Source organism: Clostridiisalibacter paucivorans DSM 22131, assembly GCF_000620125.1.
Lineage (GTDB): Bacteria > Bacillota > Clostridia > Tissierellales > Clostridiisalibacteraceae > Clostridiisalibacter > Clostridiisalibacter paucivorans.
On record NZ_JHVL01000001.1, the window covers coordinates 114816 to 139423 of the forward strand.

Genomic DNA, 24608 nt, shown 5'->3' on the forward strand with positions numbered 1-24608 from the left:
TTACTACTTCTTGATCTTTATCCTTTTGCTCATCCAGAGCAAGCCCAAACGATGGGCCACCTCAGCCAATACCTGCTATATATATTCTCACTCTTTTGTCTTCAGTACTCTGTTTATTAGTTATAATCTTTTCTAATTCAGATGTAGCTTTTTCACTAATATTAACTCTCATTTTTTTTCCTCCCTATAATATATTTATATAACTATTATATACCCTGTCGGGGTATCATGTAACAAATTTTATTGTATTTTTATTATTTTGTCAAATAAAATTTATTATAAATACATATAATGTAAAAATTACCAAAGAAATTTTCATATCCTCTTTTTTTCTTTTTTTAATTTCAAATATGAAAAGTCCCAATGATATCAACGATAATATCAAGACTATATTTATTTTCCCCAATCCAAAGTCTTGTATGTTTCCAATTTCAAAATATAAAGTCCATATAACAATAGACATAGTTATATAAAAATAGGGAACAATAGCATTGAATAATTTCCATATATCTTTTTTATTTTTTTTGCCAAAAAATACCATTGTAAATATAGCACCTACTACTCCACCTATAAATGAAAGATTGTAATGGCTAAGTTTAAATATGCCAAATATATTATCTCTATACATGTCAATATTAAAAATCACATAAAATAATCTGGCAAAAATAAACCCTGAAAATATTATAGTGAAAAGTAAATCTTCTATTTTATCTCTAGATGATTTTTCTCCTTTAAACATAACCCTAAATGTCATATATCCGATGAATATTCCCAGTATAGTAAATGCAAGAAACCATGTAATTGTTATGTTTTTATAGACGAAAAAAAAGGGTCTCATTATTATTCAGACCCTTCTATATCATTTATTATTCCTGTCAATTGCTGATAATTCATCATCCCTGGTACTCCTCCTAATAATATACCATCTTTATCTATAAAATAAGATGTTGGAAATCCACCAACTAGATATATAGTGGCAACTTCACCTTTTTCATCTAATAATACTGGAAATGTATACCCTCCATCATCTATAAAAGGTCTCACTATCTTCTCATTTTCCGCTACAGATACTGCCAATACAACTACATCTTTATCATTTTCTTTATATATTTTTTCTAAATCTGGCATCTCTATCTTGCAATAAGGGCATGTGGTCTGCCAAAAATTGATTATTACAGTTTTTCCAATATAGTCTGACAAAGATACCTCATTACCATCTAAATCTTTCAATGTAAAATCTGGTGCTGGTTCTCCCACTTTTATATCATGGAAATATTCTTCTCCATCTTGAGTAATCTCTTCTTCCTTGTCAATGCCTCCCATATTATCTTCTATATCAGTTTGACTCATATTCCCATTGTCACTATTCTCTACCTTATTTACAGAATAATATATTCCGCCAATAAGTATTAATATCAACAATACCATTATTATGGTTTTTTTATTCATTAAATCACACCCCTATATAAATAAATTACTTATAACACTAAATCTATTTAACAACAGTAATAATCCAAATATGACTAATACAACTCCTCCGATTTTAGTGATATAGAAAACTGTGTTTTGGGCTTTATTCATAAAATTAGTAAATGTATCTATAAAAAGAGCTGTCAATATGAATGGTATAGCCATCCCCAATGAATATGCACATAATAGAAAAGTACCTCCAGATATGACATCACTTGTTCCAGCAAATACTAAAATAGAACCAAGAATAGGACCAAAGCAAGGGGTCCAACCTGCTCCAAATGCCATCCCCATAAGAAACGAACTAAACCAGTTAGTTATCTTAGGCGCTTTTATATTTTTACTATTTTTAAAGAAACTTATATCTAATATGCCTACCATATTTAATCCAAAAAATATTATTAATAAACCACTTATTCTGGTAAATAAGACTTTATTTCTTACAAATAATCTCCCCAAAAAAGTAGCCGATAGTCCCATCATCATAAATATGGCTGTAAATCCCAAAATAAAACCAATAGTCCTTATCAGAGCAAATATCCTCTTTTTTTTCACTTCCGTCTCCAAAGATGTACCCGTTATGTACATTATATAAGCGGGTATAAGAGGCAATATACATGGTGAAAAAAAAGAAAGAAATCCTGCCCCAAAGGCTATTGGTAAAGAAACATCTACTGTCAATATACCACCTCCTTCATTAAATATTACCATAGGGGGGTATAGTTTTCAAGACTTACTTTTTATTTTTTATATTTGCCATTTTTAGAAGGATTCACATGAACTAATACATCCTTCACATTATCTATGTTATCATATACTATATTTTCAACATCTACAGCAATATCATGCCCCTTCTTCACAGTTATATTTGCATCTACAGATATGGCCATATCTATAAATACCTTTGAGCCATGCTTTCTAGCTTTGATATCATTTATTGCAACAACATCTCTATGTCTAGATATCTTTTGTATAAGCTCTTTAAGTTTCTCTTCTTCAATGGATTCATCCATAAGTTCATTATATCCATCCATAAATATCTCTATGCCCACTTTTATAACTACAATTGATACAATCAAACCCGCCAATGGGTCTAAAAAAGGATAGCCCAATCTAGCACCTAATATACCTATAAATGCAGCTATAGATGATAATGCATCAGATCTATGATGCCAAGCATCAGCTATCAAGGCATTGCTATTTATCTTTTTCCCTGTATTGATAGATAGCCTAAACTGTAATTCCTTAACTAATATAGAAATTATAGCTGCCCAAACTGCAGATATACTAGGTATAGTAAGTTCTTTACTGAATAGCAACTTGAATGAAGAAATTCCTAGCTTAAATCCCACAGCAATAAGTATTACAGATAATAAAAAAGCTGCTATGGACTCAGCCTTTTCATGTCCATATTGATGCTGTTTATCCTCTGGTTTATTGGATATAAATAAACCCACGATCAATCCCAGTGAACTACCCACATCAGATACAGTATGGATTCCATCAGCCAGTATTGCATTGGAATTTGATATTATACCCACTATGATTTTTATAATTGCCAATAATATATTTAGCAATATTGTTATCCATATTACCCGTTGACCAATTTTATATCTATCATTACTCTTACCTTGAATAAAATTTTTCAAAAAAACACCTCATTATCAATTGAATATTGTTAACCCCATTATAACATTGAACTTAATTAATGTAAATCTGTATTTTTCAACAATTATAACTCTGTTTCGTCAATGGTTTTTATTATCAATTGAAAACTGTTCCCCTTCACTTTTTTTGATCTCAAACCAAAATTCGACTCCATCTTCTAAGTTATTAACTCCAAAAATACTATTGTGTATTTTTAATATATTGCTCACTATGGATAGTCCCAGTCCAGTTCCTCCATATTTTCTACTTCTTGATTTATCTATTCTATAAAAGCTATCCCATATCTTATATATTTCTTCCTCTGGTATCAATTCTCCTGTATTAAATATAGTCACCACTACTTTATCCACAAACTCTTGGACTTTAATCTGTATAATCTTCTTATCATCCACATGATTTATACTGTTATTCACAAAATTTATAAGTACTTGTTCTATCCTCTCTGGATCTCCATAGACATTAAAGGTATTTCCCACTATTTCATCTTTTATATTTATGTCCCTTTCACGAAAAATAGGTCTATATTTATCCACAACTTTGTTCACTAACCAACTCAAATCAAATAGTCTTTTATTTAACGTAAACTGTCCCGATTCCATTTGAGATATATCTAAAAGATCATCTACAAGATTTTTCATCTTATTAGATTCTTCCATTATTACTTCACAGTAAAATTCCCTGTCCTCTTTGTTATCTACAATATTATCCTTTAGTCCTTCAGCATATCCCGATACTAATGCTATAGGTGTTTTTAATTCATGGGATACAGTTGATATGAATTCCTTTCTCATATTATCTAATTCTTTCTCCTTTTCTATATCTGCCTTCAATTTTTTATTTGCCTTATTTAAACTAGTTATAGTATTGTCCAACTGTTCAGATAAATAATTCAATGTAGTCCCTAAATCTCCTATCTCATCATTAGACTTTACTATATATTTATGCTTGAAATTTAGTTTAGACATCTCTGTCGCAACATTATTTAGCCTTATTATTGGAGTAGATATAGCCCTAGATAATAAATATGCAACTATAGTCCCTATTATTAAAGATATTATGCCTATATATATGTAAAAGTCCTGAGCTATCTTTACACTATCGGAAATTGAAGAAACAGAACTCTGTATAATTAGTATTTTCTCTGGGTTTAGTCTAAATCCATATAACATAAATTGAGTACTTAATACAGGATGTTCATAAAATTGAAATGCCACCTCATCCTCAATAATTTGTGACAATAGTCTCTTATTAAATATACCCATCATTCCCAGCCTACTATTTCTTCCCATACCTGGTCTATTAATAGTAGGACCATATTCCATTAAACCATTTATATCAAATATCATTACTTCACTACTGGTAGCATCTTCTATATATTCTATTCTATTATATAAATCCTGTTGACTTTTCCCATATATATCTTTTAACTCCATCCCATATTTATATAGATCTTCTTTTTTATTATCTAAATAATACTTCTCTAAATATTGTGTATGTATTATCCAAGATATGCCTACTATAAAGACTATTAGCAATGTTATGCTAATAAACAATTTAGATGCTATAGATCTTTTCATATTACACCTCGAATCTATATCCTACACCTCTTATGGTTTGGATATAATCACTTTTCCCTGATAATTTTATTCTCAATCTTTTTATATGGGTATCCACAGTTCTTAAATCCCCGTAATAATCATATCCCCAAACACCATCTAAAATATTTTCTCTAGTCAATGCCTTTCCCATTTTTTCCACTAAAAATACTAATAGATCATATTCCTTTGGTGTTAATTCGATTTCATTATCATCGATAAATACTCTATGGGCATCTGTATCAATCCTTAGACCATCTAAATCTGTAGTATTATTACTGCAACCGTCCTTTTTATACCTTCTTAATAATGCCTTTACCCTAGCCACTAATAATTTAGGACTAAAGGGTTTAGTTATATATTCATCAGCTCCCAATTCAAATCCAAATAATTGGTCAGACTCTTGACTTCTAGCTGTAAGTATAACTATGGGAACTGTTGACTTTTTCCTTATCTCTCTACATACTGTCCATCCATCATATTTAGGCATCATTATATCTAATATTACTAAATCCACATTTTCAAATTGAAATTTCTCCAAACCTTCATTGCCATCTTCTGCCTCTATCACCATATATCCTTCCCTTTTAAGATAGTCTCCTATAAGCCTCCTCATTCTAGATTCATCTTCTATTATAAGTATCTTTTTCTCCATTCCATATTCATCTCCTCTATAAAACTATTTACCCATATTATATAAAAAATATCCTTATATAAATACCTATTTCACTGAAGCTTACCTTTATTGTCACAGTGTTGTCACAAAATTAGATTAAAATATAGATATACAAATGAGATCCAGCTCTCAGTTCAAATATATATAAAAAGCATATATGCTAACTAAGAATTTTGAGCTGGAATCCTCATACCAAAAATATAAAAAAGGAGAATGATATTTATGAAAAAATTATTAATTACAGGCGTATTGGTTTTGTCATTAATAACTACTGCGGGGATTGCCCTAGCAGACGATGTGAGTACAACAAAGGTGGGATGGCAATTGGGATTTGGTAGAGATAATATTACTGATAGTAAATATGCCTCTACATTGACAGATGAAGATATCATTAACGAAGAAGGCTCTATTGAAGAAATAAACACAACTACTCCTCCATTTAATCTAGAGGTAAAAACTGATAATGAAACTTTAGATGTAAGGCTTGGAAGAATAGCATTTAGCGAAGAATTTAATAATCTTGATTTGAAAAAAGATGCTAATGTTGAATTAGAAGGATTTTATAGAACATTTACAATAGACGATGAAGATGTAAAAATATTTGTTCCCAAAACTATTAAATCAGGAGACAAAGAACTTACATTAAGAGGAGAAGACAATAGGCCTATATGGGCAGGACAAAGAGGTAAAGGAAATGGTCAACGTGGATATGGTAGAGGTAGAAATAATAATGTTGCCCCAGGCATGGGTATAAATGCAGCTAATTGTCCATATGTAGATTGATAGTTGGTAATTCCTAGCTAGTAGTTGGTAGTTGATGGTAGAAATCCTATGGATTTCTTCATTAAACTACTAACTACTAAACTAATACCTACTAACTATCTTTTACTCATTAACGCTGAATCCCTCTCCTAACACTTCATGCACATTACTTACAAGTATAAATGCCTTATTATCAATATCCTTTACATATTTTCTTAATAATATATACTGTCTCTTACTCATAACTGCCATTATAACGTATTTAGGCTCTTCAGTATATCCCCCTTCTGCTATATATAATGTAACTCCCCTATCCAGTTCTTCTATAATAAACTTTTTAATCTCTTTAGGATAATTGCTAACTATATATACATTTTTCTTTATATTAAATCCTTCTATTACATTATCTATCAAGAATCCATTCATGATTACACCCAGTAATGCATACATCCCTAATTTTATACCAAATGCCATACCTGCCATAAGTGTTATAAGAAAGTCTGATAGTAATAAGGCCTTCCCTATATTTATATGAAAGTACTTATTTAGTATCTTGGCAACTATATCTGTTCCCCCTGTGGATGCATTCTGAAAAAATACTATTGCCATCCCTATAGCAGATATTAATATACCATAAAATAGATTTATTAGTAGATCATCGGTTAATGGCTCCTTCATAGGTGCAAATGTATCTATAATCCATACCATACCTGACAATCCAAAGCTGGCATATATAGTTTTGGCACCAAACTGAGGTCCAATAAGTGCAAATCCAACAATAAATAATAATATATTTACAGTTATCATTATAGCCCCTATAGATATATTAGGAAATATACTATTTACAACTAAGGCCAGACCTGTAACTCCTCCCACTGCAAGTTTTGATGGCACCAAAAAATAAGTCAATCCAAATGCCACAATGATTATTCCAATAGTTATAATTATATATTCTTTTATTTTCTCTCTCATCAAAATCACCCCTTTTGTTTTATAAATTGCATTAAATGCCATTATAAATGATTAGATCACTCTTTTCTATATTATCTATATATACCCTATATTATCACATATTTTTAACAAACTTTAAGGTTTATATAAAATAATATAAGGGTATTATAATTATATAACATATATATGAGAAAATTGTACAATCTCTATTCATTTTCTCAAATAAAAACTTCCATTTTGTTTTTTATTTATGTTATTATTATAATAAACTAATGAAACTATATAGTAGTATTTTATATTTAATTAAATATATTATACAGTTTCATAATTAAATAAAAGGAGGAATATAAATTGAATATCACTAAAGATATGCTTATAGGAGAATTATTGAAAGCTAAACCTGAAGCTGCTCAAATTCTCATGAGATATGGTATGGGATGTGTAGGTTGTCCTTCTGCCCAAATGGAATCTTTGGAAGAAGCATCCTTAGTTCATGGAATAAAATTAGATGAGCTTTTGAAAGAATTAAATAGTTAATAAAAATAAGGTCCTTATTTTCAAGGACCTTATTTTTATAACAACTCTTCTAATCTATTTTTGTCAAATCCCACTATCTCTTCTCCATCAACAATAATCACTGGTACTCCCATGTAACCCATTTGCATAAGTTCTTTCCTCGCATCGGCATCTGTTTGAACATTTTTTTCTTCATAATTTACGCCTTTTCCTGAAAGATAGTCTTTTGCCGCTACACAATGGGGGCAAGTATTACTTGTATAAATTTTTACATTTGCCATTTTCAAAAACCTCCTATGTTCTTTTTACTTTTCCTAATCTTTATTATACCCTAACTGGGTATCAATAATCAATTTTTTATTTGGTTGAGTACATTTTACCTAGGATATGTGGGACGCAAAGGATTTACTACTCTACCCATTAAACTGTCCACATGTAATAGCCAATATCCTAAATTTTTATCTTCTTTACTCTGTAACCATGTCACAAAGCCTGTTGTTCCTCTAAAAGGTTGCTCTCCAATATTGAATTTACCAGGAACACCATATACATAATATCTAACCTCATCTTCTCCATCATATATGCCAAATATATAATGGCCATATTTTGTCATCATCCTTTGGCATGTAGGTATCTTAGATGTTAAAGAATATGGATAGTACATATTTACTACATAATTATAAAAAGGCAAAAATCCCCTTTGTACATTTCTTTCATCATATCCTATTTCCCACCATCTATACCCTTCCAATTGATTTTCAAAGGGTTGGACTTCTGGAAAATATCTAAGTATATTATAGGTATATTGAGCTACTTGGCTATTATAATTCATAGTAACATTGAAATGTTTGTTATTAGCCCTTATGGATTGACCATAATATTTATCCCTATTATACTCATAATTTGCATTAACATTTCTATACACTTCTTTATCTTCATTTTTATTAGTATCTGTATTTTCATATTCATTTATTGCATCATCTGTAGTACCTATTTCATTAGATAAATCATCTATTGATTCCACATCACTGTGGTATTCAATCTCTTCTGTCTCCATTTCTTTATCTTCTTCATTATACCCTTGATATATATCATCATCCTCATCCAATTCTTTCGACTCATCATATTGCTTTTCTTCCTCTTCTATTGGTGATATACTATCTAAAATCTTTTCCTTTTCCTCTTCTAGCTCTATTTCCTCTTTATTTTCTATTTTTGTTTCTTCCTTTTCTTCTTCAGTTTCCACTTCCTCAGTTACATATTCATCCTCATTATATTCTAATTCTTCCTGATTGTCATATTCATTAGACTTCTGTATTGGATGTTCTTTCTTACCTAAATTCTGTAATATATTCTCTATATCTATGGACATATCTTCTATTTTCCCTACCATTTTTATAGATTTATCATCTTCCGTTGATAAATCTATAAACTCGAACAATATCAAAGAAAAATCTTCTATGGATCTTTCTTTTCCACCTATAAATTCTTTCTTGAATCTACCTTTTCCCCTTGTATCTATCTCCATAAATCCACAATCAAAAGTATCCTTTGGATTTTCTTTAGGTATTAGATATATCTTACCCACTTTATCTTCAGTATAATATGGCTTTAATCCCTCAACATTTACTTCCAATTTACCTTTGCCTTCTCTAATCTCTAACTTTCCGTATCCCTTAACTCCCTTTATATTTTTATCAGAATAATTATTAAATATAATAAACTTTCTCTTGTAAGTATTTGAATCATTCATTTTTTTATTTCCCCCCTTCCATAAATTCATATACCTTTACTATTAACAATATATGTTTAGAAGGTGAAATAGTTGCAAAAAAGAACCAATATTATTGATTGTTAGAGTAATGACGAAGGTAAAAACAGTTATTAGTTAGTAGTTAACTACTAACTTACTTTATCCTTCATCATTACTACATATTTATCAATAATATTGGTTATAAATTTCTTTGGTTATTTTTGCAAAATCCTCTATATCTAGAGTCTCTGCTCTTCTTTTGGGATCTATATTTAATTTTTCTAAAATCCTCACTATATCCTTTTTTTCTATGCCTAATCCACCCGTACTTAGACTGTTGGACAGGGTTTTTCTTCTTTTCCCAAATGCAGTTTTAACAATTTTAAAAAACAATACTTCATCATCTACACTTACCCTTGGGGACCTGTGTACTTTTAAAGCTATTACTGCTGAATCTACATTGGGCATAGGCATAAATACTGTCTTAGGTACATTAACTATTATTTCAGGCTCACAATAGTATTGTACTGCAACAGACAATGCCCCATAATCTTTTCCCCCTGGAGATGCATTCATCCTTTGGGCGACTTCTTTTTGTACCATAACTACTATACTATCCAATTTCACTCTATCCTCTAATAATTTGATAATTATAGGGGTTGTTATATAGTATGGTAAATTTGCAACTACCTTTACTTCAGAATTATGGAATCTATTTTTCACGAGACCTATTAGATCTATATTCAATATATCATCATTAATAATATCTAAATTATCATATGGCGATAATGTATCTTCTAATATTGGTATAAGTCTCTTATCTATTTCTATAGCTACTACCTTATCTGCTCTATTGCAAAGTTCTTGGGTCAATGTACCTATTCCTGGACCTATCTCTAATATATTGTCTTTTTCAGTTATTTTAGCCCCATCACATATCTTGTCTATTATATTTCCATCTATTAAAAAATTTTGACCTAAACTCTTAGAAAATCTAAAACCGTGGTTCTGCAATAATTCTTTTATTACCTTAGGAGAATACAGTTTATACTTCTCCATATTTATTCATCCTTTCAATACCCTGTTGAAACTCTTCTCTAGTTATACCATAATTGTTTAATCTCTTAAGAAACTGCTTGGAATTACAATATCCTATCCTTAATATCTTACCTAATTTGTCCCTTTTTTCGGCAGAATCTCTTACCCCTATAAGTCCAAACATAGTTAGGTCTCTGTTAGTAAATTCATTTCTACATTCTGTTGATTCCATTCTAGCCTTTTTAAGGGCCTCTATTATATCTTTAGGTTTAGCATTTTCTATCCCTATATTATCATTTTTAGTGGCCTTTTCTCTGGGTAAAAATGCATGTTTACAATTTTTCACCTTCTGTGAAATGATATTCCTTATTTTTTCTCCTGCAAAATCTGGATCTGTAAAGATTATTACTCCCCTTCTTTCAGCAGCTAGTTTTATTCTATGCATTAAATCCTTTGGAAATCCAAATCCACCAGTAATTATTATTTCTGCATCTAATGCCTTTTTTATGGCATCGGCATCATCTCTTCCTTCTACAACTATTACTTCCTTTACCATCTATTTATGTCCCCCTACTCTAATATATATACTTTTACCTTTCTTCTTCCAAACGCCAATGCCTTACTATGACTTTCAAAAAACAAGTCTATTCTCTTCCCTTTTATCGCACTACCTGTATCTTCAGCAACAGCAAATCCGTAATCTTTGGAGCCATCTGTAGACTCAATATATAGCTTAGTGCCCAATGGTATAACCTTGGTATCTACTGCTACGACTCCAGGTCTGGCCTTAGTCCCTGATGCAGTAAGCCCATAATTACTGTCTCCAGGTTTTTTACCAGTACTTTTATAGGAAAGATCATAGGCACTTGCATTCATTATAATCGCTTTCTTATATCTCGTATTTCCCCTTGATGCAACTAGTATATTTTTTGTGCCTTCTTCTACCACTTCAGGAATAGGCTCTGTAATGGTTTCTTCTTTTACTACATTTTCTGAAATTAACTCATTACCTTTAAATGTCTGTTCTACAAAGAGCTTTTTTATTCCTTCTTTACCTTCTTTAAATACTCTGGTTTTTCCTATTTCCAAATCTTTAGCCTTTTTATATACCTTAGAATAGGGAATATTAACGGATTTTTCCACAAGCACCTTGTCTATATGGGTAACCTCTACATCCATTTTTGGCGTGATCTTTGCCGATATATGTGGTTTTACTATATCGTCTCCATCTTTTTCTATATTTAGTTCCTCTAATAACTCATTTACTGTAGAGGCATGGGTATCTATAGAAACTTGGTACCCGTTTAAATTAAGTATTACTGGTTTATTTCTTTTTATTTCTATTTCTAAATCATTTTTTATCCTTTGGGCTGAATCCACATTTATGTAGTCATCATCTTTAAGTGATATATTGTTTTCTTCTAGCAATTCTCCTACAGTCTTAGCTTTTGTGTTTATGTCCATTTCTTTTTGGTCTATGGTGATACATACATTTTTATCCCTATAATTGTAACTAGCAAATAGAGTTAAGACCAATACTACCAATATGGCTATTGCCATATTTTTGTAATCATGGAACTTATTCATCTTTAAAACCTCCTAAAAGCTTTAAGCTTCATAATAGTTTATTCTAAGTTTTTGATTTTGTCAAATTTTTTATGCACTATTTTAACACTATATTTATGTTACTCATTCTATATTTAAAACTAAATAATTAAAATATATAATAAAATTAATATTTCGGCAAAAAACTAACACCTCGAGTTCTAGAACTCGAGGTGTTAGTTTTAGCATTATCTGTATTAAGTTTTTGTTACATCATATTTTCCATATCTTCTTCCATACCTGGATACATTCCATATGGATACATTGGGTACATGCCCATCATTGGGTCATTACAGCCGCTATAAGGCATCGGCATATTTCCACATAGACATTTTCGCATGCAATCAAGCATACAGCACATCATCATCATGGGATTTACAGCCATGTACGGCATCATTCCCATATTGGGTGGCATCATTGGAGGCATCATATCCATATCAGGCATAGTAGGCCAATCAGGATATGGATTACACTCCATTGGCTCCTCAACTATGGGTTCTCTATAACAGTCATCTTCTCTTCGCATGAACTCATCTCCTTCTTAAGAGAATCTTATATACTACTTAATTACATTATATGAATATTCACGCCGACTGTTACAAATACTGTAATAACTTTATTGCTTTTTCCCGGGAAATACGACAATATTTTCATACTACACTCCTGAGTAGGCTGAGAACCCTCCATCTACAGGTATAACTGTTCCATTTACAAATCCAGACGCTCCATTATCTACTAACCATAAAAGTGTTCCTATTAATTCTTCAGTTTTACCAAATCTAGACATTGGAGTCTGACTTAATATCTTCTCTGACCTTTCAGTATAGCTACCATCTTCATTTAACAAAAGTGCTTCATTTTGCTTAGTTAAAAAGAATCCTGGTGCTATTGCATTTACCCTTATTCCTACCCTTGATAGATGCACTGCTAACCATTGTGTAAAGTTACTAATGGCCGCCTTAGCTCCACTGTATGCAGGAATCTTAGTCAATGGAGTAAATGCATTCATAGAAGAAATATTTATTATAGAGCAACCTTCTTTTCCTATCATATCTTTAGAGAAAACTTGTGTGGGCAACAATGTTCCTAAAAAATTTAGATTAAATACAAATTCTACACCCTTTGGATCTAAATCAAAAAATGTTATTAAATCCTCTGTGCTATCTATATCCTCTTCAAATAAGTATTCTTTAGTTGTAGTCCCTTTGGGATGATTTCCCCCAGCACCGTTTATTAATATATCACATTTTCCAAACATATCGTTTACATATTTTCTTGCCTCTTCTATGCTCTCCTTATTTAACACATCAGCAGTTACTCCTATGGCCCTGCCTCCTAAGCTATTTATTTCTTCTGCTACTTCTTCAGCCTTTTCTTTATTTAAATCAAGAATAGCTATCTTAGCACCACATTGAGCAAGGGCATGAGAAAACTCACCGCATAGTACTCCCCCACCACCTGTTACAACAACAACTTTATCATTTAAGTCTATATTAAAAGGTATCTTCATAGTTTTCCTCTCCTTTATATTTACTAGCTTTAATAGAATAAGTTTAGCTATAATCTATTTCGTGCTTTTTTCTATTGCTTCCCAAAGACCATTAATATATGTGGCTCCTAATGCCCTATCATATAAACCATATCCAGGTTTTCCAGTTTCTCCCCAGATCATTCTACCATGGTCTGGTCTCAATGGACCATCAAATCCTGTATCGTGATATGCCTTAATGATTTCATATACATCTAAAGAACCATCGGCCGATCTATGCGATGACTCTTCAAAGGACTTATCACCAGTAATTTTAATATTTCTTACATGGGCAAAATGTATTCTTCCTTTTCCTCCAAAGTATCTTATAAGCTCTGGTACATCGTTTTCTTTAGTAACCCCTAAAGATCCACTACAAAGGGCCAATCCATTATTAGGACTATCTACTAAATTTATAAATCTATCAAGATTTTCCTTATTAGTTATTATCCTTGGCAACCCAAATATTGACCATGGTGGATCATCGGGATGTATTGCCATGTTTATATCACATTGTTCTGCAACAGGAATAATTTGCTCTAAAAAATATTTAAGATTGTCCCACAAATCTTCCTCAGTTACATCTTGATACTGCTTTAATAGTGCTTCTAATCCCGCTTTATCATAAGATGTATCCCATCCCGGAAGTTCTAAATCTCCAGATAATGGATTCATTTTATCTACTTCATCCTTATTATATATAAGGGCATTTGAACCATCTTCAAGCTCATAATTCAAATCTGATCTAGTCCAATCAAATACAGGCATAAAGTTGTAACATACTACTCCTATTTTAGCTTCTCCTAAATTTTTCAATGTAGTTTTATAGTTTTCAATATATTTATCTCTGGAATCTAACCCTAGTTTTATATCTTCATGTACTGGAACACTCTCTATCGCCTCTAATGTAAGTCCTTTTTTCTCTATTTTATTTTTTAATTCTAATATCTTGTCAAGAGGCCAAGGCTCTCCCACTGGTATATCATATATTGCTGAAATAACTCCTACCATTCCTGGTATCTGTCTAATTTGGTCAAGGGTAACCTTATCGTCATCTCCATACCATCTAAAAGTCATTTTCATATTATTTTTCCTCCCTAAAATATATTTCATCTTATATATATAATATAGCTTTTTCTGTTTCGTATCAAGGAATACTGTTCTATTTTTTATATAATTTTTAAATTATATAAAAATAGTTAGTAGTTATTGGTTATTAATTAGCAGTCTAATGATGAAATCCACAGGATTTCCAACATCAACTACCAACTAATAACTACTAGCTACTAACTACCAACTATTTCTTATTATTCTATATTAAATAACTCTTTTGCATTTTTAGCTGTGGCATTGGCTACTTCTTCGAAAGTAATTCCCTTTAATTCGGCAATAATACCAGCAATATATCTTACATATACTGGGTCATTACGTTTACCTCTATGGGGTTCTGGAGTAAGATATGGAGAATCGGTTTCTATTAATATCCTCTCCAATGGAATAGCCTTAGCTACTTCTTTAGGAGTTTTTGCATTTTTAAATGTTATAGGACCTGCAAAGGATATATAAAATCCTAATTTTATATACTCTTTAGCCATATCAGCACTGCTGGCATAACAATGCAAAACTCCAGTCAAATTCTCATCTTTTTCTTCCTTTATTATATCAAAGGTATCTTTATGGGCATCTCTATCATGGACTATTATAGGTAGTTTTAATTCTTTAGCCAATTTTATTTGTTCTCTAAACCACTTTTTTTGAATATCTCTAGGAGAGTTATCGTAGTAATAATCTAGTCCTATTTCTCCTATTGCTATAACCTTATCTTTTTTAGCCAAATTTCTAAGAATCTCTATGGTATCTTCATCCATTGCCTTGGCCTCATGGGGATGTACGCCCACTGCGGCATATATATTATCATATTTTTCTGCTAGAGACACTGCTCTAACAGAAGATGCCACATCAGCTCCAGGATTTATCACTAATGATACATCGTTTTCCTTCAATTCTCTTATTAATTTATCCCTATCTCTATCAAATCTCTTATCATCAAGATGTGCATGACTATCTAAAAGCATATTATTTTCGCCCCTTTTTCTTTTTTTTGTTTTTATTTCCTTTGGACAGTTTAGTATTTTTCTTAATTATCTGATCAGTCTTTCCTTTATGTCCTTCTACTATAATAAACATCTTCTTTACACGGTCACTTTTATTTCTATATCTCAATTCCAATCTATATTTATCTTTAGTTTTAGATATCTTATCCCATCTATATGATTCTACCATGTCCCACGGAGAAAAGAAATCATACTTAAGTATCCCATGTTCTGAAATCTTAGCCTTTGACATTATCTTAGATCCAAAATATAAAAACCACAATATCATAAATACAAATTGATATATGGTATCTTTATTTATCAAATTGCCTTCAACAGTCTTATATATCCATACGCCCATGGTTAACACTATTATAGCTAAAAATATAAGAAAAAAGTTACCATACTGCTTCAACTCTAAAAGGACTTCCCCCGATTTCTTCTTATTGTTGATAAATCTTAATATACTATACCCTAATAACCCTGCCATAAATAATACTAAAAATAAATAAATATTCATATTAAATCGCCCTTCCATATTTTCTATTGTCTATTCCATAATTAGAAAGCAGAGGATATCCTCTGCTCTAATTATTATTATATTATGTTTTAAGATTTTTTCAAATAGAAATAAATTAGCTTACTTCAGCACCACTTTCAATATCCTCCAATACAGATAATAGGGTCAAATTATCGCCTTTTTCTGCCGCCATTATCATACCATGGGACTTCTCGCCCCTTAATTTTATAGGTTTCAAATTGGCCACTAAAATAACCTTTTTACCTATTAATTCTTCAGGTGCATAATACTTAGATATACCCGATACCACTTGTCTTTCTTCTTCTCCTACTTTGAGTTTGAAGATTAGTAATTTGTCAGCATTTGGGTGTTTTTTTGCTTCCACTATTTCTGCAACTCTCAAATCTAGTTTATCAAAATCATCTATAGTTATCTCTTCCACTTCTTTCTTATCCTCCTCAGGCTCATTTTTAGACACTATCTTTCTAGATTCAATAAGCTTGTCATTGGCCTCGTCCAATCTCTGAAGTTCTTTTTTTACATCTAATCTTGGGAACATTGGTCCTTCTTTTTTAACTTTAATTCCTGATAAAAGTTTGTTCCATTCAGATAAATCTTCCCATAATGTTCCTTTACCCTCTTCAATGCCAAATTGTCTCCAAATACTGTCTGATGTCTTTTCCATAAATGGTCTTATCAACACAGAAACTATCCTTAAAGACTCTGAAAGATTATATAATACAGTGTCTAGTCTATCCTTTTTAGATTCATCCTTGGCTAAAATCCATGGAGTAGTTTCATCTATATACTTATTAGTCCTCCTAATAAGTTTCCATATCTCCTCCAATGCATTACTGAAATCTAATTTATCAATATATTTACTTACCTTATCAGAAGTAGATGTAGCTATTGTCTTTAAATCCTCATCATATTCACCCACTTCTTTAGGTTCAGGGATTATACCATCATTATATTTAGATATCATAGCCACTGTTCTACTGACTAGATTTCCTAAATCATTGGCTAAATCAGAATTTATTCTATTTAAGAATTTCTCTCTAGAGAAGGAGCCATCTTGACCAAATGTAAATTCCCTTAATAAGAAGTATTTTAATGTATCTATTCCGTATAAATCTATTATTGGTTCAGGATATATAACATTTCCTTTAGATTTAGACATCTTATCATTTTCAAATAATATCCAGCCATGACCAAATACTTTTTTAGGTAGATCCATCCCTAATGCCATAAGGAGTGCTGGCCAGATTATAGTATGGAACCTCACTATCTCTTTACCTACTAAATGTACATCTGCAGGCCAATATTTTTTAAATTCACTGTCATCATCCTGTAAATATCCTATTCTAGATATATAACTACTTAGTGCATCTATCCATACATATATTACATGTTTTTCATCAAAGGGCACCTTTATTCCCCAATCAAATGAAGACCTTGTTACACATAAGTCTTCAAGCCCTGGCTTTAAGAAATTATTAATCATCTCATTTCTTCTAGACTCTGGCTGTAAAAACTCTGGATTTTCTTCCAATAATTTTATCAATCTATCTTGATATTTGGAAAGTTTAAAGAAATATGCCTCTTCTTTAGCCAATTGTACTTCTCTACCACAATCAGGGCATTTTCCATCCTTTAGTTGACTCTCAGTCCAAAATGCTTCACAAGGAGTACAATAATGTCCCTCATATTGACTTTTATAGATATCCCCTTGGTCATATAATTTTTTAAATATCTTTTGTACTGTTTCTGCATGGTCTTTATCTGATGTCCTTCTAAAACCATTATAACTTATCTCTAATTTTTCCCACAATTCTTTAATATTTTTTACTATACCGTCTACATATTCTTTAGGTTCCATTCCCTTTGATTGGGCTACCGTTTGAATCTTTTGACCGTGTTCATCTGTTCCCGTAACAAATTTTACATCATATCCCATAGTTCTTTTGAATCTAGCTATTGTATCTGCAGCTACTGTACAATATGTGTGTCCTATATGAAGATTGTCACTAGGATAATAAATTGGGGTTGTTACATAAAATGGTTTTTTCATAAATACTTCCTCCTCATATTAACATTTACCTTTTCTATCCACTAAAAAAACCCTCCATCTCTATATAGAGACGAAGGGTGTATTCGCGATACCACTCTAATTCATTTAGACTTCACAGCCTAAAACTCAATAGGTTACATCTATAACCTTGTATATATAACGGATACAAACCCGTAACAGCTTACTTTTATTCAGCTGTAAAGTTCAGGGGCCATCTTCAATATAGTCTTAAACACCAGCTTTCACCTAATCTGGCTCTCTACAGTAAAAGAATATATTTACTCTTCCCATCATAACCTTTAAGATTTAAAATTCTACTATTATTTATTAATGATATATAATCCCCTATATTTTGTCAAGGGCATTTACAGAAATCTTATTTTCTCTAATTTTTAATATAATCGCTAAAACAAGCATAAGTGCAATATTGACAATTATAACGGACATACCACCAGCAATCCCTTTTTTTTCAGCTATAACACCTGTCATATATGGCATTATAATACCACCAACTCCAGCAACTGCCAGTATTGTAGCCATTGCAGCACTTGAACCCTTTATAATCTTTCCAGTGGAAGAAATAGTTGTGGGATATATTCCTGCGAGAAAAAAACCAAACCCAACAATAGCGCCAGTTATAACCCAAACATCTTTAGAAATTAATAAAAGTATAAAAAATATTGTTGCCCCTGTGGAATTTATGAGTATCAAGGTTTGATTTTTAAACTTATTTGACAAATAAGCAGTGGACAACCTGCCAAATATTATTACAACCCATAATGTAGATAAAAGTCTCTGAGCAAAGGCTGTACTCATAATACCCATATCTTTAAAATACGTTACCAACCATCCATTAACGGAGTTTTCAGCACCCAAATAAAAAAACAATAGCAATGATGCCAAATAAAAATCTATATTTCTATAAAAGACATTGCTTTTAGATTTTTCATTACTTGAATTCTTCACCTCTATTTTGCCCATATCCATAAATAAATATGTAAATACCATAGTTATAGAAAATCCAATTCCTATTACAACAACTATCTTCCAATCAAATCCTGCACCAGTGATAAAAGATGCCAATATAGGGGTTAAAAAGGCCCCAACTGCAAAACAAGTATGTAATAAATTAAGTAAAGATGATTTTCCCACAGCTATATCATTAATAATGGCGTTATTGACGTTACTTATACTACCCCTTCCAAGACCTGTGAGGAAAAACATAACAAAAAGTAAAGGCAAATAATCTAAGGTAATTATGCCAAAATAAGATATGGCTATAAAAGAAGAAAGAAATACTATGGATCGTTTTCTTCCAAATTTATATATGGAATACCCAGCAATAAAACTTGCAAATAAATTCCCCATTGAATGAAGAGACAAAAATATACCTGCAATGCCATAGTTAATTCCATATTCTTCAATAACAAATGGCATAACAGAGCCTATCATTAATGCCATTAAACCGTTGACAAAGAAAGTATAAAATGTCTTTAAAATAATACCTCTATTATTATCCATAATTTTTCTCCTTTGTATTTTAAATAATATAATCAAAGGTTTCAAAGGAAAATTCCTTTGAAACCTTTAAATAACCTATTTGCATCAAATACCACTTATTGGATTAAGTTCCAATAGCCTTTATATACATATGAGCAAATATACCATATATAATATACTTAGTCAAGATATACAACTAGCCAAAAAATACTTTGCAAATCCATACAGCACTTAATACTGCTGCTATATGGGATAACAGTGCTATCCACAGTGTATATCTAGTTTTCTTTATGCCTATGGCTCCAAAATATACTGCCATAGTATAAAATATAGTCTCCGCAGAGCCCATCATAGTGGCTGCTACTCGCCCCTCTAATGAATCTGGACCAAAAAAATGTGTAATATCTTTAACTACCGTCAATGCTCCACTACCAGATATGGGTCTAATTATTGCCAATGGAATAACGCCCTTGGGAATATTAAATGGTTTTACTATTGGATATAATATATCTGTCAATATCTCCATAAAACCTATATCTCTAAACATGCCCACTGCAATAAATAGAGCCAATAGATAAGGCATTATCTTAATAGATGTTTTAATACCCTCCTTTGCTCCTTCTACAAATTTGTCATATATTTTTATATCCATTATGTAACCATGAACTAAAATAATAGTAATCAATATGGGTAGTACAGCTATTGATAATGCCCATATAATGTTAATCAATTAAATTCTCTCCTTAATTTGCACTATTTTAGTTATTATTATAGCTACAATCGTTGATATAGAAGTAGCTATCAAAGAGGTCCCTATAATATCTGTGGGATTAGATGCACCTTCTTGAGCCCTTATCTTCAATACAGTCAAAGGTAATAATTGTACTGAAGACATATTTATAATCAAGAACATACACATGGCATTTGTAGCCCTATCTTTATATCTATTTAGAGTATTCATATCCTCCATAGCCTTTATGCCAAATGCTGTGGCAGAATTCCCTGCTCCAAACATATTTGCTATTATATTCATTGTTATAGATGATATAGCTGGATGCCCCTTTGGTATTTCAGGAAACAATATCCTGATTATAGGACTCAATACTCTGCCAAGATATCTCATAAGTCCAGATTCCTTAGCTATATTCATAATCCCCATCCAAAAGGCCATAATCCCTGCTAACCCTATAGTAAACTTAATCGCCTCATGGGACTCCCTGAGTATAACTTCATTTACTATATCTAATCTATTGGTAACTAAACCAAACATCACAGATAAAAATATGATAAAGAACCATATATGATTTATCACACAAACACCTCTTTTTAGCTCCTATAAAACACAATATCTCCAACATCAACTACTAACTATTAACTACTAACTACTATATATATATTTTATAAATAAAAAAACATTCCCTTAAACTAACGGGAATGTTTTAAAGATGTTGGCGAAATAATTAAATTAAATATAGAGGGTTTCTTCGTTGTGCTACAGACTACCTGCTACGAACTACGTATTATCATCACAAGATCAGAGAACATTTTTTAAATAATCAATTACAGCATTCTTTCTAGGCGGCACTTTTCCAAGATAGATTGCCTTTTTAGCCTCTCCAATTAATTCTCCTACCTTAATTCCTTCATCTATATTGAACTCCGACATAATATCCGTTCCTGTAATAATATGAGATATATCTTCTACATCTTTATATCTAGTCAAATAATTATTTGCCATATATTCTATATGGACTTTAAATTTACCCATTTCTTCTTCAGGAAACAAAAGTCTACGAGTAGATACTATATCTGCTAAAGCGACTAATAATACATCCAAAGTCTCATTTCCACATTTTGTAAACATATCATATAAAAACTCTCCTCCCACATCGTTTGCCTTATATGATACCAATGGAAGCATATGATAATGTACTACTCTATACAATATCTCCCTTTCCTTTATGCTTAAAGACCATCTCCTAGCTATATCTCTAATACTTTCTGCACCTGTTACTTCATGACCTCTAAATCTTGTCCTACCTGTATTATCTTCCCATTTAGATATAGGTTTACCCACATCATGGAAAAATGCAGCCAATTTTATAAGCTCTAATCTCCTATGTTCTCCAGATATAGTCTGACTGCTATGTTGTTCATAGGCAGCCCTTAGATGTTCTTCAAAATAACCATTATCATTTATTATATCTTCCATTATCTTCAATGTGAATAATGAATGAGTAAACACATCTACTACATGATATTCACATCTACCAACTTCTTTCATCCCTGCAACTTCAGGAAATATCTGTTCAAATATATTTAATTCTTCATCCATAAATTTAAAATAGTAATGGGTATTGTTGAACTTCAATATCTTGAAAAATTCATTTGCTATACGTTCTCCAGATACAGTGGTAATTTTCGTTTTATTCCTTCTTATGGATTCCTTAGATTTACAATCTAATTCAAAATTCATTTGTGCCATAAATCTAACTGCCCTAAGCATCCTTATGGGATCATCTGTAAATGTCTTATCATGAACAGCCCTTATGACTTTATTTTTTAAATCCTTCTTTCCTCCTAATGGGTCAATAATATTTTTTATGTCTATATCATTAGATACATCTATAGCCATACTATTTATGGTAAAATCCCTCTTAGACAAATCTTCATTTATATCTATCCCATCCATATCAGAAAAGTCTACATGAATACCCCGTTGTTTATCAATAACCTTATATACACTATAGGCGTTGTTTAATGACACCACTTTGCCATTTATTGCATTAGCAAAATCATTCACTACATCCTCTATACTCTTATCGACTACCACATCAATATCAGAGCTTTTATCCCCCATAATATAATTTCTTATATATCCACCTACTATATATATCTTTATATCCCTTTCAGTACTTATTTTTTTTAATATCTCAAATATTGTATCCATTTAAATCACCCCTATTCCCTGATATATATCCTATAACCTAATGTATACCCCAAAATATATAATTTTATTTATTAGTATCTTCATAGGAAATACAAAATGCAGTTTTCCTCATTTTAAGTTTGCCTTCTTCTACTAATGTTTCTAGTCTTGTTTTTAAAGTATCTATATCTAGATTAATCCCCTGTTCCTCTATCTCCATTAATACCTCTGACATATTAAGCTCTGTAATAGGTAATTTACCCTTTATAAGATCATAGAATGCATTTTGTTCCATACCTTTTCTCTCTTCCAACTCTTCAAAGGGATTTAATGTATGGGGACTAGATGTTATTGCTGCTCTAACTCTTATGGCCAAAGTTCTTCCCATTATTGCAGAAGATATAAATGCATCTCCTGATTTTAAATATGGTAACCTTTTTGCCTCTTCTGGAGTTAAATCTGTCTCTTCTCGTATGGTCTGTATATCTGAACTCCTCACAGTCCTAAATACTAATTTGCTATTTAACTGTGCAGTTATAGTTTCATCTAATAATGTAGGTCTCTGAGTAGCTAATATCAAAAATACGCCATATTTTCTACCCTCCTGAGATATCTCTTTCAATATAGACTTTGAAGGAGATTCGTAACCCTTGGGAGCAAAATTATGGGCTTCATCAGTAGCTATTATAAACGGTGGAAAATATTTCTCATTTATATTTCTGTATTGGGCATCTTTAAATGCCCTCCTTTTATGGTACAAATTATTGAGAAGATAAGTAGAAAAAACCTGTAAAAGCCTCATATTCCCCTGTATTACTATGAGCTTTGTACTACTTATGCCATCTATTATAGCAGATATATCATTGCTAAATACTCCATCATTATAAAGCCTTACCAATCTCCATACTATTCCCTTAACAGAGCTTGGAGGACATGTTTTGTCATACTTATCAAAGAGATCTCTGCACATCTTCCATCTATCTCTTTCAACTGAAGATTTGGCGCTATTTATCATGCTATCTATCTTAGCTGTAGAACCTAAGTCTTGTCCCTCTGACAACATCTTCAATCTATCATAAAAACTCTGATATGAGTCCCTGCTCTTATGGAGAATATCCACAACATTACTCATAGCATCGGACAATCTTCCAGATGCATCTAAAAGATTTTTAAGATCCCCAGTGGATAAATCAGTAAATTTTACTCCCACATCATATCCTATTTGAAGGCATTTGAATCTATGGGAAAAATCTTCTTTGTATTCATCATCCATATATGAAGCCATTGTAGAAAAGTCCATCTCAAAATGTGGATCCAATACTATTGTTGGTATTTTAAGCTTCATAGTTTCTTCTAAAATCACCCTCATACCAAAAGATTTTCCAGAGCCAGACCCACCAAATATACCTATATGGGGATACTGATTCATGCTCTTTATATCAAATATAAACGGTATCCCATTTTGTTTTATCAGTGAACCATCTTCAAATAAAGGTGCTATCCCTCTAAGCTTTTCATCCATATCTTCTGTCATCTTATCGGAACTCTTTATTACCCCTATTACTGCACCATCATCTGGCATAGTCTTAACCAAAATATGTTTTACCTCAGAAAATAATGGGGGTCTAACATCTGACCCTGTCTCTACAGGATATTGTGCCTCATTTAAAAGCCTTACTTTAGCTATATGGATTGTTTCATCATCTATACTATATCCTATGGCCTTTAAAGACTCCATCACTGATGAATCCACCATACCCCCATCTATATTTAATGGAATATACCTATTATAGGAACTGGTTTCAACCACTTCTCCCATCAAATCTCCTTGAAGCTTGTCTGCTATTATGAGCATCTCATTTATCCTAAAGGGGCGTTTATTGGAACCTATATACACTTCTTGTTGAGTTGTAATACCTACTACCTTCATAAA

At 31.5% G+C, this 24608-nt stretch carries 25 protein-coding genes and 1 other annotated feature; of the genes, 2 read left to right on the forward strand and 23 right to left on the reverse strand.

The window, feature by feature from the left end; all coding sequences use genetic code 11:
- Positions 1-262: 262 nt before the first annotated feature.
- The 6 genes from Q326_RS0100475 to Q326_RS0100500 all read right to left on the reverse strand — a co-directional run bounded on the left by Q326_RS0100475 (position 263) and on the right by Q326_RS0100500 (position 5388).
- Positions 263-838 (reverse strand): prolipoprotein diacylglyceryl transferase family protein, encoded by a 576-nt coding sequence (locus Q326_RS0100475; protein WP_026893580.1) that lies wholly within the window; start codon positions 836-838, stop codon positions 263-265.
- 2 nt (positions 839-840) lie between these two features.
- Positions 841-1449 (reverse strand): TlpA family protein disulfide reductase, encoded by a 609-nt coding sequence (locus tag Q326_RS0100480; protein WP_026893581.1) that lies wholly within the window; start codon positions 1447-1449, stop codon positions 841-843.
- A gap of 12 nt (positions 1450-1461) precedes the next feature.
- Positions 1462-2151, reverse strand: coding sequence for a cytochrome c biogenesis CcdA family protein (locus Q326_RS0100485; RefSeq protein ID WP_245592036.1), 690 nt, complete (start codon positions 2149-2151; stop codon positions 1462-1464).
- Between the two features lie 59 nt (positions 2152-2210).
- Positions 2211-3119, reverse strand: coding sequence for a cation diffusion facilitator family transporter (locus Q326_RS0100490; protein WP_026893583.1), 909 nt, complete (start codon positions 3117-3119; stop codon positions 2211-2213).
- A 99-nt stretch (positions 3120-3218) separates the two neighbouring features.
- Positions 3219-4715 carry a sensor histidine kinase gene (locus tag Q326_RS0100495; protein WP_026893584.1) on the reverse strand — a complete coding sequence of 499 codons (1497 nt, stop codon included), beginning with the start codon at positions 4713-4715 and terminating at the stop codon, positions 3219-3221.
- A 1-nt stretch (position 4716) separates the two neighbouring features.
- Positions 4717-5388 (reverse strand): response regulator transcription factor, encoded by a 672-nt coding sequence (locus tag Q326_RS0100500; protein ID WP_026893585.1) that lies wholly within the window; start codon positions 5386-5388, stop codon positions 4717-4719.
- Positions 5389-5631: 243 nt separating this feature from the next.
- Here Q326_RS0100500 and Q326_RS0100505 point away from each other — a divergent pair, with 243 nt between their 5' ends.
- Positions 5632-6192 (forward strand): hypothetical protein, encoded by a 561-nt coding sequence (locus Q326_RS0100505; protein WP_026893586.1) that lies wholly within the window; start codon positions 5632-5634, stop codon positions 6190-6192.
- Between the two features lie 102 nt (positions 6193-6294).
- On the opposite strand, the gene Q326_RS0100510 is transcribed toward Q326_RS0100505, so the two are convergent.
- Complete coding sequence (locus Q326_RS0100510) at positions 6295-7143, reverse strand: YitT family protein (protein WP_026893587.1); 849 nt, start codon at positions 7141-7143, stop codon at positions 6295-6297.
- Between the two features lie 330 nt (positions 7144-7473).
- Between Q326_RS0100510 and Q326_RS0100515 the strand changes: the two genes are divergently transcribed.
- Entirely contained in the window at positions 7474-7659 is a 186-nt protein-coding gene (locus Q326_RS0100515) for a DUF1858 domain-containing protein (RefSeq protein ID WP_026893588.1), read from the forward strand.
- Between the two features lie 35 nt (positions 7660-7694).
- On the opposite strand, the gene Q326_RS0100520 is transcribed toward Q326_RS0100515, so the two are convergent.
- From Q326_RS0100520 to Q326_RS0100595, 16 genes are all read right to left on the reverse strand, one after another.
- Complete coding sequence (locus Q326_RS0100520; RefSeq protein WP_026893589.1) at positions 7695-7919, reverse strand: glutaredoxin family protein; 225 nt, start codon at positions 7917-7919, stop codon at positions 7695-7697.
- A 95-nt stretch (positions 7920-8014) separates the two neighbouring features.
- The gene (locus tag Q326_RS0100525; protein WP_026893590.1) at positions 8015-9391 is read right to left on the reverse strand and encodes a hypothetical protein; all 1377 of its coding nucleotides are present in this window, start codon (positions 9389-9391) and stop codon (positions 8015-8017) included.
- A 186-nt stretch (positions 9392-9577) separates the two neighbouring features.
- Complete coding sequence (gene rsmA / locus Q326_RS0100530; protein ID WP_034600666.1) at positions 9578-10450, reverse strand: 16S rRNA (adenine(1518)-N(6)/adenine(1519)-N(6))-dimethyltransferase RsmA; 873 nt, start codon at positions 10448-10450, stop codon at positions 9578-9580.
- Positions 10437-10985, reverse strand: a complete 549-nt coding sequence (gene rnmV / locus Q326_RS0100535; protein WP_026893592.1) for a ribonuclease M5 — start codon at positions 10983-10985, stop codon at positions 10437-10439. Before rnmV ends, rsmA begins: the two co-directional genes overlap by 14 nt.
- A gap of 14 nt (positions 10986-10999) precedes the next feature.
- Positions 11000-12016 carry a resuscitation-promoting factor gene (locus Q326_RS0100540; RefSeq protein WP_026893593.1) on the reverse strand — a complete coding sequence of 339 codons (1017 nt, stop codon included), beginning with the start codon at positions 12014-12016 and terminating at the stop codon, positions 11000-11002.
- A 226-nt stretch (positions 12017-12242) separates the two neighbouring features.
- Positions 12243-12560: a hypothetical protein gene (locus tag Q326_RS0100545; protein WP_026893594.1), complete on the reverse strand. Its 318-nt coding sequence runs from the start codon at positions 12558-12560 to the stop codon at positions 12243-12245.
- Between the two features lie 129 nt (positions 12561-12689).
- Positions 12690-13544, reverse strand: coding sequence for an SDR family oxidoreductase (locus Q326_RS0100550; RefSeq protein ID WP_026893595.1), 855 nt, complete (start codon positions 13542-13544; stop codon positions 12690-12692).
- 54 nt (positions 13545-13598) lie between these two features.
- Positions 13599-14645, reverse strand: coding sequence for a mannonate dehydratase (uxuA, locus tag Q326_RS0100555; RefSeq protein ID WP_026893596.1), 1047 nt, complete (start codon positions 14643-14645; stop codon positions 13599-13601).
- A 224-nt stretch (positions 14646-14869) separates the two neighbouring features.
- Positions 14870-15637: a TatD family hydrolase gene (locus Q326_RS0100560; RefSeq protein ID WP_026893597.1), complete on the reverse strand. Its 768-nt coding sequence runs from the start codon at positions 15635-15637 to the stop codon at positions 14870-14872.
- Between the two features lies 1 nt (position 15638).
- A complete protein-coding gene (locus Q326_RS0100565; RefSeq protein ID WP_026893598.1) occupies positions 15639-16175 on the reverse strand; it encodes a DUF5673 domain-containing protein in 537 nt (178 codons plus the stop codon).
- Between the two features lie 115 nt (positions 16176-16290).
- Positions 16291-18246: a methionine--tRNA ligase gene (gene metG / locus Q326_RS0100570; protein ID WP_026893599.1), complete on the reverse strand. Its 1956-nt coding sequence runs from the start codon at positions 18244-18246 to the stop codon at positions 16291-16293.
- Between the two features lie 63 nt (positions 18247-18309).
- Positions 18310-18549: a binding site (T-box leader), on the reverse strand.
- A gap of 42 nt (positions 18550-18591) precedes the next feature.
- Positions 18592-19767, reverse strand: a complete 1176-nt coding sequence (locus Q326_RS0100575; protein WP_026893600.1) for an MFS transporter — start codon at positions 19765-19767, stop codon at positions 18592-18594.
- A 175-nt stretch (positions 19768-19942) separates the two neighbouring features.
- Positions 19943-20476, reverse strand: coding sequence for a spore maturation protein (locus tag Q326_RS0100580; RefSeq protein WP_026893601.1), 534 nt, complete (start codon positions 20474-20476; stop codon positions 19943-19945).
- Entirely contained in the window at positions 20477-21058 is a 582-nt protein-coding gene (locus Q326_RS0100585) for a nucleoside recognition domain-containing protein (protein ID WP_026893602.1), read from the reverse strand.
- A 222-nt stretch (positions 21059-21280) separates the two neighbouring features.
- Positions 21281-22696 carry an HD domain-containing protein gene (locus Q326_RS0100590; protein WP_026893603.1) on the reverse strand — a complete coding sequence of 472 codons (1416 nt, stop codon included), beginning with the start codon at positions 22694-22696 and terminating at the stop codon, positions 21281-21283.
- A gap of 64 nt (positions 22697-22760) precedes the next feature.
- Positions 22761-24605: an ATP-binding protein gene (locus tag Q326_RS0100595; RefSeq protein WP_026893604.1), complete on the reverse strand. Its 1845-nt coding sequence runs from the start codon at positions 24603-24605 to the stop codon at positions 22761-22763.
- Between the last annotated feature and the right edge of the window lie 3 nt (positions 24606-24608).